The 11,802-nt window shown below is 60.4% G+C and carries 4 protein-coding genes and 6 pseudogenes; 8 read left to right on the forward strand and 2 right to left on the reverse strand.

Translation table 11 applies throughout. The features are described 5' to 3' along the window. Positions 1-168 precede the first annotated feature (168 nt). From ACW4PC_RS15305 to pncB, 7 genes and pseudogenes are all read left to right on the forward strand, one after another. Positions 169-2,064, forward strand: a pseudogene (locus ACW4PC_RS15305) (extracellular solute-binding protein). Between the two features lie 115 nt (positions 2,065-2,179). Then, positions 2,180-3,305: pseudogene (locus tag ACW4PC_RS15310) on the forward strand (microcin C ABC transporter permease YejB). Continuing rightward, positions 3,298-4,481 (forward strand): annotated as a pseudogene (locus ACW4PC_RS15315) (ABC transporter permease). The pseudogenes ACW4PC_RS15310 and ACW4PC_RS15315 overlap by 8 nt, the downstream one beginning before the upstream one ends. Further along, positions 4,478-6,156 (forward strand): annotated as a pseudogene (locus tag ACW4PC_RS15320) (ABC transporter ATP-binding protein). The pseudogenes ACW4PC_RS15315 and ACW4PC_RS15320 overlap by 4 nt, the downstream one beginning before the upstream one ends. An 8-nt stretch (positions 6,157-6,164) precedes the next feature. After that, positions 6,165-7,125, forward strand: a pseudogene (locus tag ACW4PC_RS15325) (2-hydroxyacid dehydrogenase). 97 nt (positions 7,126-7,222) lie between these two features. After that, entirely contained in the window at positions 7,223-7,591 is a 369-nt protein-coding gene (locus ACW4PC_RS15330; protein ID WP_455874317.1) for a hypothetical protein, read from the forward strand. Positions 7,592-7,757: 166 nt separating this feature from the next. Continuing rightward, positions 7,758-9,062, forward strand: coding sequence for a nicotinate phosphoribosyltransferase (gene pncB, locus ACW4PC_RS15335; RefSeq protein WP_455874318.1), 1,305 nt, complete (start codon positions 7,758-7,760; stop codon positions 9,060-9,062). A 6-nt stretch (positions 9,063-9,068) separates the two neighbouring features. Here the strand turns inward: pncB and ACW4PC_RS15340 are convergent, their stop codons facing one another. Both ACW4PC_RS15340 and ACW4PC_RS15345 read right to left on the reverse strand, forming a co-directional pair. Continuing rightward, a complete protein-coding gene (locus ACW4PC_RS15340) occupies positions 9,069-10,040 on the reverse strand; it encodes a DUF72 domain-containing protein (protein WP_455874319.1) in 972 nt (323 codons plus the stop codon). Between the two features lie 54 nt (positions 10,041-10,094). Beyond that, entirely contained in the window at positions 10,095-10,286 is a 192-nt protein-coding gene (locus ACW4PC_RS15345) for a DUF2735 domain-containing protein (RefSeq protein WP_455874320.1), read from the reverse strand. A gap of 408 nt (positions 10,287-10,694) precedes the next feature. On the opposite strand from ACW4PC_RS15345, the pseudogene ACW4PC_RS15350 reads away from it, so the two are divergent. Next, positions 10,695-11,736, forward strand: a pseudogene (locus tag ACW4PC_RS15350) (glutamine synthetase beta-grasp domain-containing protein). Positions 11,737-11,802: the final 66 nt, after the last annotated feature.

Below are 11,802 nucleotides of genomic sequence, written 5' to 3' on the forward strand. Positions count from 1 at the left end.
ACCCCGATCCGAAGGCCCCGTCTCGGACTCAGCCATACGCGTAACACGCTTGAAAAACACCGGGATGCCACTCAAAAATTTGGCCTGAACTGCGACACTGCCTGTCATTTGCCCCGATTTCCCCTATGCTCTCGCAAAAGAAGATTGAAATATAAGGGGTACGGCTGAATGCCAAACTTCTGCAGGACCGCGAAACCTGGCCTCGCTGCCTCGCTACTGACAGCGGCGATTCTTCTCCTCCCGCCTGCAGGCAATGCCCAAGAACAGCCCGTCTGGCGCAACGGAACATCCACAATCGGCGAACTGAAATACAAGCCCGACTTTGCGCACTACGACTACGTCAATCCGCACGCGCCCAAGGGCGGAAACCTGCGCCTATCCGAGAGAGGCACATTCGATACCCTCAATCCAATTCTAGCCAAGGGAGAGGCGGCGACCGGACTAACCTCGCTCGTCTTCGAAACGCTGATGAAATCGCCCGAGCACGAGATCACAACCACCTATGGCCTGCTCGCAGAGGCCGTAAACTATCCCGACGACATGTCCTCCGCGACGTTTCGCCTGCGAGCCGAGGCAAAGTGGGCGGACGGAAAGCCTGTAACGCCGGAGGACGTGGTCTTCACGTTCCAAAAAGCGAAGAAAAACAACCCGCAGCAGTCCAACTACTACCGCCACGTCAAATCCGCCGAAAAGACGGGCCACCGCGAAGTCACCTTCCACTTCGACGAGAAGAACAACCACGAAATGCCGAACATCCTCGGCCAGCTCCCCATCGTGCCGAAACACTGGTGGGAAGGCGAGGACGAGAACGGCAACAAGCGCGACATCACCCGAACGACGCTGGAACCGATGGGTTCGGCCCCTACAAAATAGCCTCGTCACACCCGGCTCCACAATCCGCTATCAAATGCGGGACGACTATTGGGGCAAGAACCTGAACGTAAATATCGGCCAGAACAATTTGGCGCCATCAAATACACCTTTATGCGATCGGGACGTGAAGTTCGAAGCCTTCCGCTCCGGCAATGCCGACTACTGGTGGGAAAATACCGCAAAGCGCTGGGCAACAGCCTATGACTTTCCGGCCGTTGAGGATGGCCGTGTAAAGCGCGAGGAAGTCGAAAACGAATGCGAACGGTCGGGATAATGGTAGGCTTCATTCCAACCTGCGCCGCGAAAAATTCACCGACGAGCGCGTGCGCGAGGCGCTGAACTACGCCTTCGATTTCGAGGAGCTGAAACGAACATCGCCTACAACGCCTACCACCGTATCGACAGCTACTTCTGCCGCACCGAGCTTGCCTCCAAGACTTTGCCGGAAGGAAGCGAGAAGGAAATTCTCAAGGAACTAAAGGACAACGTTCCGCCAGAAGTCTTCACCGAGCCCTACAAAAACCCCGTCAACGGCGACCCGCAGAAGCTGCGCGACAACCTCCGCAAAGCGCTGGCGATGCTCAAGAAGGCGGGCTACGAACTCAAAGGCAACCGAATGATCAACGTAAAAACCGGCCAGCCCTTCAGCTTCGAAATACTCTTGCCCAACCCGACGATCGAGCCCACAGCCACGCCGTTCATCAAAAGCGTGAAGAAAATCGGCATCGAGGCGCGCATCCGGACAGTCCACAATTCGCAATACACCAACCGCGGCCGAAGCTGCGACTACGACATGATCTACAGCAGATGGGCGCAAACACTGAAACCCGGCAACGAACAGACCGACTACTGGGGCTCGGATCCGGTCAAAAAGCAGGGATCACAAAACTATACCGGCATAACCGATCCCGCGATCGACGAACTCATCCGAAGAATCATCTTCGCGCCAAACCGCGACGAACTGGTAGCAACAACACAGGCCCTCGACCGCGTTCTGCTCGCCCCCATCACTCAGTCGTTCCGCAGTTATACTCCAGAACGGTTCGCGTGGCCTACTGGAACCAGATCACACACCCACACGAACTGCCCGAATACGGAATAGGCCCTCCGGACGCGTCGTCGACAGCCCAAATGAAGACCTTGCACTCGAATGGCGTCTCAAAGTCAAAACGCAAAAAGACGAATCACTAAAACGAGCCGATCCGGGCCTGACAGCCGCAAGGAGACACAAGGATTGAGACACCATAGACGGCTTGCCAACGCTCGCAAGTACGCCTGACCACACGTCGATCGAAAGGCAAGCCTAATGGGAGCCTACATACTGCGACGCCTGCTTCTGATGATACCGACGATCATCGGCATCATGGCAATCTCCTTCACAGTCATCCAATTCGCACCCGGCGGCCCGGTCGAGCAGGTCATCGCGCACCTGACCAAGGCCGGCGGCTCCGACCGCATGTCCGGCAGCAGCGGCGACCTCATGCAGGCCAGCAGCGACGAAAGCGGCCGCTACCGCGGCGCCCAAGGCCTCGACCCGGAACTCATCGCCAAGCTCGAAAAGCAATTCGGCTTCGACAAGCCACCACTCGAACGCTTCGCTACAATGATGTGGAACTACATCCGCTTCGATTTCGGCCGCGAGCTTCTTTCAAGCAGCGCGCGCGGTGGTCGACCTCATCATAGGCCAAGCTGCCGGTGTCGGTCTCGCTCGGCGTGTGGACCACGCTGCTGGTCTCATCTGCCATCTCGATCCCGCTCGGCATCCGCAAGGCGGTGCAGCGACGGGTCGACGCTTCGACGTCTGGACCTCCGGCGCGGTCGTCGTCGGCTACGCCGATGCCGAGCTTCCTGTTCGGCATGCTGCTTGATCGTGACCTTTTCGCCGGCGGCTCGCTACTTCGCCTGGTTCCCGCTGCGCGGGCTGGCGTCGGACGGCTGGTCGTCCAGCTGGCTTGGTACGCAGCAGACCGCTCGACTATCTCTGGCACCTGACGCTGCCGCCGATCTCGGCAATGGTCGCTCTGCGGCTTCGCGACGCCTGACGCATGCTGACGAAGAACTCGTTCATCGAGGAGCTCGAGCAAGCATGTATGTGCACGACGGCGCGGGCCAAGGGGCTGACCGAGCGGCAGCGTGCTGTACGGCCACGTCTTCCGCAACGCCATGCTGATCGTGATCGCCAGTTTCCCGGGCGGCCTTCATCGGCGCGCTGCTTCACCGGGTCGCTGCTGATCGAGGATGATCTTCTCGCTCGACGGGCTCGGCCTGCCTCGGCTATCGAGGCTCGGTCGATCCAGCCGCGACTACCCGGTGGTGTTCGCGACGCTCTACGTCTTCACCGCTGCTCGGCCTGGTCGATGCAGCCTGGTCGCCGGACGTGACCCATGCCTGGATCGACCCGCGGATCGATTTCGAGGCGGCGGGATGTCTGATCGGCAGGCATTGTCCAGTCCGGCGTCTGGCACGCTCAGTCAAGCCGTCCGCGCAAGGGCCTCGGCTTCCGCATCCGGCCGATCATCCGCCCGCCGCGTCGGCAATTTCCAGCGCCAACCGCCGCGGGCTGACTGGTCGCTGTGGCTGTTCCTGGCGCGTGTTCGTGGTGACGCTGTTCGCCGGAGTTCATCGCCAACGACCGGCCGGTCACTCGCATGGTACAAGGGTGACGGCCACTACTACGTGCCGGTGCTGGTGGATTATCCGGAGGAAAAGTTCGGCGGCTTCCTGGCGGAAACGGATTACCGCTCAGATGTGATCGCCGATCAGACCAAAGCCAATGGCTGGATGATCTGGCCGCCGATCCATTATTCCTATCGATCGGTGAATTCCAACATCCCGCATTCCGTGCTGACGCTGCCGTTCTGGCTGATGAGCAAGGAGGAGCGCTGCTCCGGCTATCCGCAAGGCGTCAACGACCCCAATTGCAACTACGGCAATCTCAACTGGCTCGGAACCGACGACCAGGCGCGCGACGTGCTGGCGCGTATCATCTACGGGTTTCGCGTTTCCGTGCTCTTCGGCTTGGTATTGACCATCTGCTCGGCAGTTGTCGGCGTAACGGCCGGCGCCGTGCAAGGTTATTTCGGCGGTTGGACGGACCTGCTTCTGCAGCGCTTCATCGAGATATGGTCGTCGATGCCTGTGCTCTACATCTTGCTGATCATCGCCGCGATCCTGCCGCCTGGCTTTTTTGTGCTGCTCGGCATCATGCTGCTCTTCTCCTGGGTGGGGTTCGTCGGTGTCGTGCGCGCGGAGTTCCTGCGCGCCCGCAACTTCGAATATGTCCGCGCCGCCCGCGCGCTCGGTGTCAATAACCGGACGATCATGTGGCGCCATATGCTGCCGAACGCCATGGTGGCGACCCTGACGTTCCTGCCCTTCATCCTGTCCGGCTCGATCACGACGCTCACGTCGCTCGACTTCCTGGGCTTCGGCATGCCGCCCGGCTCGCCCGTCGCTCGGCGAGATGATCGCGCAGGGCAAGGCCAATCTTCAGGCGCCATGGCTGGGGCTCGCGGCCTTCTTCACCATGTCGATCATGCTTTGCCTGCTCGATCTTCATCGGCGAGGCCGTGCGCGACGCATTTGACCCGAGAAAGACCTTCGCATGAGCCAGATGCCTGAACCTCTTCTGTCCGTCCGCGATCTTTCCCGTCGCTCTTCCATCAAAGCGGCGAAACATCGCTGGCTGTCGATCGCATCTCACTTCGACATCAACAAGGGCGAGGTCGTCGCGCTGGTGGGCGAATCCGGGGTCGGGCAAGTCCGTCTCCGGCGAACCTTCCATCCTGCGGCTCTTGCCCTGTCGATCCTGCAGCAAGCCTATCCGACCTGGCGAAATCTTCTTCAAGGGCAAGGATTTACTCAAGGCATCGGAGAAGGCGCTGCGCGAGGTGCGCGGCAACGACATCACGATGATCTTCCAGGAGCCGATGACCTCGCTCAATCCGCTTCACACGATCGAAAAGCAGATCGCCGAGGATCCTCGATCTGCACCAGGGCGTGATGGGCCAGCGCAGGCCCGCACGCGGGTGCTGGAGCTGCTGCGCCAGGTCGGCATCCGCGAGCCCGGAAAAGCGGCTGAAAGCCTATCCGCACGAGCTTTCCGGCGGCCAGCGCCAGCGCGTCATGATCGCCATGGCGCTCGCCAACCGAGCCCGAACGTGCTGATCGCCGACGAGCCGACGACGGCGCTCGACGTCACCGTCCAGGCACAGATTCTGGACCTGCTGCGCGAGCCTGCAAAGGCGCGCTACGGCATGGCGCTGCTCTTCATCACCCACGACCTCGGCGTCGTCCGCAAATTCGCTGATCGCGTCTGCGTCATGACCAAAGGCGAGGATTGTCGAGACGCGGCACGGCCGAGGCGGTGTTCAGCAATCCGCAGCACGCCTACACGCGCCACCTGCTCGCCGCGGAGCCGCAAGGGCGACGAGCCACCCGCTGCCGATCCGTCCGAGCCGTTGGTGATGGAGGGCTCGCGATATCCGGGTCTGGTTCCCGATCAAGGCCGGCATTGCTGCGCCGCGGTTGTTGACCATGTCAAGGCGGTCGACGGCATCGAGTCTCTCGCTGCGCGCCGGCCAGACGCTCGGGGTTGTCGGCGAATCCGGCTCGGGCAAGACGACGCTCGGCCTGGCGCTCGCCCGGCTGATCTCCATCCAAGGGGCGCATCCGCTTCGTCGGGCAAGGAGATAGCAGGACTATGCAGTTCACGCGAGATGCGGCCGCTGCGCAACGCAGCTGCAGGTCGTCTTCCAGGACCCTTACGGCTCGCTCAGCCCGCGCATGTCGGTCGGCGAGATCATCGCGGAAGGGCTGAAAGTGCATGAGCGCTCGCAGTCGCATGAAGAACGGGACCAGCGCGTCTGCTGGGCGCTGGAAGAGGTTGGCCTCGACCCCTTGACCCGCTGGCGCTATCCGCACGAATTCTCCGGCGGCCAGCGTCAGCGTATCGCGATTGCCCGCGCCATGGTGCTGAAGCCGCGCTTCGTCATGCTCGACGAGCCGACCTCGGCGCTCGACATGCAGCGGTGCAAGCGCAGGTCGTCGACCTGCTGCGCGACCTGCAGGAGAAGCACGACCTGGCCTACCTGTTCATCAGCCACGACCTGAAGGTGGTCAAGGCGCTCGCCAACGACGTCATCGTCATGCGTTTCGGCAAGGTGGTGGAGCAGGGCCCGTCTGCAGAAATTTTCCGCGCGCCGAAAGTACGACTACACCAAGGCGCTGATGGCAGCCGCTTTCAATATCGAGGCAGTGCCGACGCCTGCCGTCCAGCAGTAAAAAAGATCATGCCCGCAAGACCTCCGTGTTCTCATCGACTTGAAGTTCAACCCCGAAGGCATCGCCCGTATTCTGAAAACCGCCTTTCCGGATCGAGGCAGCATCAATCTTGCCGATCCGGTGGCCAAACGCCGCGATTTGAGCGCGATCGACTATGCGTTGCTGTGGAAGCCGGATGCCGACCTGTTCGAACGCGCGCCGAACTTGAAGGTCATCTTCTCGGGCGGTGCCGGCGTCGATAGCTTCATGAACCTTTGGGGGTTGCCGGACGTGCCGATCGTTCGCTTCGTCGACAGCAGCCTGACGGTTCGCATGAGCGAATGGGTGGTGCTGCAGTGCCTGATGCACCTGCGCCAGCAGCGCGAACATGACCGGCATCAGCGCGATCGGATCTGGAGCCAGATGGCGCCGCCGGAAGCTGCGGAAATCACCGTTGGCGTTATGGGGCTCGGGATATTGGGGCAGGATGCCGTTCGAAAGCTGAAGGTCATGGGCTTCAACGTCATTGGCTGGTCGCGAAGCCGCAAACGGCTTGATGGGATCGAAACCTTCGATGCAAGCGAACTTGATACCTTCCTGTCGAAGACCGATTTCCTTGTCGGCCTGCTGCCGCTAACGCCGGAAACGACGGGACTTTATGATGCGCGGCTGTTTGCAAAGCTCCGTCGGGGCGGTGCACTCGGAAAGCCGGTCTTCATCAATGCCGGCCGCGGCAGGAGCCAGGTGCAACGCGACATCGTTGCGGCGATTGAAAGCGGTGTGCTCGGCGGCGCATCGCTCGACGTCTTCGAGGTCGAGCCGCTCCCGGCGGACGATCCGCTCTGGGGTTTGGAGTGCGTCTTCATAACCCCGCATGATGCCGCAATCTCCGAAGAGAATGCGCTCTTCCGCCATGTCGAGGCACAGATCGCCCGCTACGAGCGCGGTGAGCCGCTGGAGTTCGTGGTGGACCGGAAGGCAGGCTACTAAGGCGGGGTGGAACCATGCCGCCGCATAGCCGTTGCTCCTAGCGACAGTTCTGAGGCGGGCCGGCATACGGCCCGCGAGACATCGAAGGGAGACGAAGATGGCTCGTCAGATGGAGAAGCGCTGGGAAACCGCCGATGGAAAGCGGCATGCCGAAGAGCAGATCTCTGCGGTGAAGGCAAAGCAGGGCCGCACCGGTGCCCGCATCCTGATGGTTCTGGTCGTTGCACTCATTCTTGCATTCGTCGTTTGGATACCGGTCGAGATCTGGGGCAACCGCGAAGCCGATGAAGTAGCGCCACAGCAGCCCGGTCAGGAAATCCAGTCCCAGTCGCCGGCACCGGCTGCGCCGCCAACCACGCAGAATGGCGGTGCGGTTCCCACGGAGACGCCGAACACGCAGCCGCCGGCACCGAACGCTGAGCCCGTGACGCCTGCCACACCAGCGCCGTCTCAGCCGGCGCAATAGGCTTGAGTCCAAGTCGATCATCGAAAGAGGCCCTGCCGCCTGGCTGCGGCGGGGCTTTTATTTGCGCTGGACATTATCCGCTGATTTTTCGATAAGAAGGCGCACGAGCCGGTCGTCGTGTGCTGGCCTTTTGCGCCACCCGGCCGGATTGGGACGGGATGGAGACATGGCCAAGACAGATATTGCAAGGCGCGTTTACAATCACGCCTGGAAGCTTGATCCCATCGTCCGTAGCCTCATCGATACGGACTTCTACAAGCTTCTGATGCTGCAAATGATCTGGAAGCTTTATCCGGATGTCAGCACCACATTCACGCTCATCAACCGCACCAAGCGCGTCCGTCTCGCCGAGGAGATCGACGAGGGGGAACTGCGCGCTCAGCTCGATCATGCCCGCACCCTGCGGCTCTCCAAGAAGGAGATGATCTGGCTCGCCGGTAACAGTTTTTATGGCCGTGCGCAGATTTTCGAGCCGGAGTTCCTCGCCTGGCTTTCTCATTTCCAGCTGCCGGAATACGAGCTGTCGAAGAAGGACGGCCAGTACGTGCTCGATTTCCATGGCTCGTGGAAAGAGACGACGATGTGGGAAATCCCGGCGCTTGCGATTATCAACGAGATGCGCTCGCGTTCGGCGATGAAGGCGCTCGGACCCTTCACGCTCGATGTGCTTTATGCACGTGCCAAAGCCAAGATGTGGGCAAAGGTAGAGCGGCTGCGCGAATTGCCTGGCCTGCGTATCTCCGATTTCGGCACGCGCCGCCGCCACAGCTTTCTGTGGCAACGCTGGTGCGTTGAGGCGCTGAAGGAAGGTATCGGCCCCGCATTCACTGGCACAAGCAATGTATTGCTGGCTATGGATTCCGATCTGGAAGCGGTCGGAACGAACGCCCACGAGCTGCCGATGGTGGCCGCCGCACTTGCCGACACCGACGAGGAGTTGCGCAACGCGCCCTACAAGATCCTGCGGGATTGGAACAGGCTCTACGGCGGCAACCTGCTGATCGTCCTGCCGGATGCCTTCGGCACCGCGGCCTTCCTGCGCGACGCGCCCGACTGGGTCGCTGATTGGACCGGCTTCCGCCCGGACAGTGCGCCGCCGATCGAGGGCGGCGAGAAGATCATCGATTGGTGGAAGAAAATGGGCCGCGATCCGCGCCAGAAGCTTTTGATTTTCTCGGATGGACTCGATGTCGACGCGATCATCGATACCTACAAGCATTTCGAGGGCCGTGTTCGTATGAGCTTCGGCTGGGGCACCAACCTGACCAACGATTTTGCGGGCTGCGCGCCGACCGAAATTTCCGGCCTCAACCCAATCTCGATCGTCTGCAAGGTCAGCGAGGCAAACGGCCGCCCCGCGGTCAAGCTCTCCGACAATCCTCATAAGGCAACCGGAGACCCGAAAGAGGTCGAGCGTTACCTCAAATTCTTCGGCGCGGAGGACCGCACTGAGCAGACGGTTCTCGTCTGATGAAGGTTACGGGGAGGGCCAGTGCGGCCTCGCCTCCTCCATTTCGCTCCGCCGGCTTTTTCTGCGTGGTTTTGCTGACATGGCCGCCTCCTCGAATGGCGTGGCAACGCCAAGCCTCTCGGCAAGCGAGCGTGCATCTGTCGGCGCGCGAACCTTCACGTCGTTGTCGAAATAGACGAAGACGTCACGGCCTTTGGCTGACGTCTTGAGCGGCGGCAGTACGCGATTGGCATCTTCCGGCTCGTGTCCGCGCGCCCATGCCGCGATACGTTTGGCCCATGCATCGAGCGCCGCATCGTCGTATCCGCTGACATAAAGCTCCTCGGATCCATGAAGGCGGCAATAGACGAAGTCGGCAGTGACATCCATCAGAAGCGGCCACTCGACCGTGTCGGCGCAGACGAGTCCCACGTGATGTTTTCGCAGCAGTTCGATGAATTCCTTGGCGCAAAAACTGTCGTGGCAAATCTCCAGCGCGTGACGAAGCGGCTGCTGCACATCGCTTTCCAGCCAGTCACGCCCGTTCAGCCGGTCGTCATGCCGCTTTGCAAGCTTTGCCGCGTCATCCGTATCTTTCGGCAGCATTGCCAGAAATCGCGCGAAAAGTTCTTCGTCGAATTTCATGGTCGGCGGAAACTGCCAAAGAATGGGGCCGAGCTTTGGCCCCAGCCGCAGGAGACCGGACGCCATGAAATTGGCCAGCGGCGTCTCGACGTCGCGAAGCCGCTTCAAATGCGTGATGTAGCGTGAACCTTTAGCGGCGAAGACAAAGCCGTCCGGTGTCGCCTCCCGCCAGCGCGCAAAGGCGTCAGGCTTTTGCAATCCGTAAAACGTGCCGTTGATTTCAATGGAGGCAAAACTGCGCGCGGCAAAATGCAATTCGCGGTTCTGCGGCAGGCCCTCAGGATAAAATACCCCGCGCCACGGCGCATAGGTCCAGCCGGATATGCCGATACGGATGGTGCCGTTCCTTGCCATGAAGGACAAACTGACCGCGCGGCCGCTTGTTCCCCCGCCGCGTCGGTCAGATGGTCAGGCTTGCGGTTTTCGCTTTTCTTCAGCTTCGCGGATGGCGTCTTCGTGGTACCAGGTATCGAAGGCGGCGTCACAGACATCGGGATCGATGTCGAGCGGCCGGCGGGCGCCAAAGCGTTCGTCCGACCTGTGGAATTTTACTGGGAACTGATAGATCTTCGCGGTTTCGCGATGGACATCTGCTGGCATCGAATTGCCTTCCATTTCTCTTCGCACACCGGTTACCCGGGTATTTACAGTAACAGAGTGCACATCATTCGCGCAAATCGCCTAAAAAAGCGCCAATAACTGTGGGATTCATAAGCATTTGATAAAACGAATAAAATGCCCGTAATGCCTGCATCTTTTTGAGGCGTTAGGTGTAGACCAAAAAAACGTCCTGCGCGCCGATGTGTTCCATAGTCCTAAACCCTCGCTTTCGTTGAAAGTTGACGATTGTCTCAAGGTTGATTCCCGCCGCGCGTCTCATGACAGTCCGTTTGTCTACTCGAAACTGGCACGCCACGTGCTTGGTATCTGGCATCCGGTGGTGATCAAGCACGCGCTTAGCGGTCGCTTCGGAATTTGCTCACACCCTTACGTTTGAGAGACTGGCCAATGACAAAGTATAAGCTCGAGTACATCTGGCTCGACGGTTACACACCGACGCCGAACCTGCGCGGCAAAACGCAGATTAAGGAATTTGACGCGTTTCCTGCTCTTGAGCAGCTTCCGCTCTGGGGCTTTGATGGTTCCTCCACGATGCAGGCCGAAGGCCGCAGCTCCGATTGCGTGCTGAAGCCTGTTGCCGTCTACCCGGACCCGGCCCGTACCAACGGCGCTCTCGTCATGTGCGAAGTCATGATGCCCGATGGCGTCACGCCGCATCCGTCGAACAGCCGCGCAACCATCCTTGATGATGAAGACGCCTGGTTCGGCTTTGAGCAGGAATACTTCTTCTACGAGAATGGCCGTCCGCTCGGCTTCCCGGAGCAGGGTTACCCGGCTCCGCAGGGTCCGTACTACACCGGTGTCGGCTACAAGAACGTCGGCAGCGTTGCTCGCGAAATCGTTGAAGAGCATCTCGACCTCTGCCTGGCTGCTGGCATCAACCACGAAGGCATCAATGCCGAAGTGGCCAAGGGCCAGTGGGAATTCCAGATCTTCGGCAAGGGCTCCAAGCGCGCCGCCGACCAGATCTGGATGGCTCGCTACCTGCTTCTCCGCCTCTGCGAAAAGTACGGCATCGACATCGAGTTCCACTGCAAGCCGCTCGGCGACACGGACTGGAACGGCTCGGGCATGCATTGCAACTTCTCGACCAAGTTTATGCGCGAAGTCGGCGGCAAGGCCTACTTCGAAGCGCTCATGGCGCAGTTTGACAAGAACCTGCAGGCTCACATCGACGTTTACGGCCCGGACAACCACCTGCGCCTGACCGGCAAGCACGAAACGGCCCCGTGGAACAAGTTCAGCTATGGCGTTGCCGACCGCGGCGCGTCGATCCGCGTTCCGCACTCTTTCGTCAAGAACGACTACAAGGGCTATCTGGAAGATCGCCGCCCGAACTGCGCAGGGCTGCCCTTACCAGATCGCTTCGCAGGTTCTGAAGACGATTTCGGAAGTCCCGACCTCCGGCTTCGCTTCGGCTGCTGCCTAAGCCTTAGGCTTTCCTCCCAAGGGCGCCGGTTGCCTCGCAACCGGCGTTTTTTATTTGCCGAAGCGC

The organism is Rhizobium yanglingense (assembly GCF_977109285.1).

Excerpts from the sequence above, each read along its gene's own strand:
- ACW4PC_RS15330 (WP_455874317.1), top strand. The coding sequence starts at position 7,223 with ATGGCTCGTCAGATGGAGAAGCGCTGGGAAACCGCCGATGGAAAGCGG.
- pncB (WP_455874318.1), top strand. The coding sequence starts at position 7,758 with ATGGCCAAGACAGATATTGCAAGGCGCGTTTACAATCACGCCTGGAAG.
- ACW4PC_RS15340 (WP_455874319.1), bottom strand. The coding sequence starts at position 10,040 with ATGGCAAGGAACGGCACCATCCGTATCGGCATATCCGGCTGGACCTAT.
- ACW4PC_RS15345 (WP_455874320.1), bottom strand. The coding sequence starts at position 10,286 with ATGCCAGCAGATGTCCATCGCGAAACCGCGAAGATCTATCAGTTCCCA.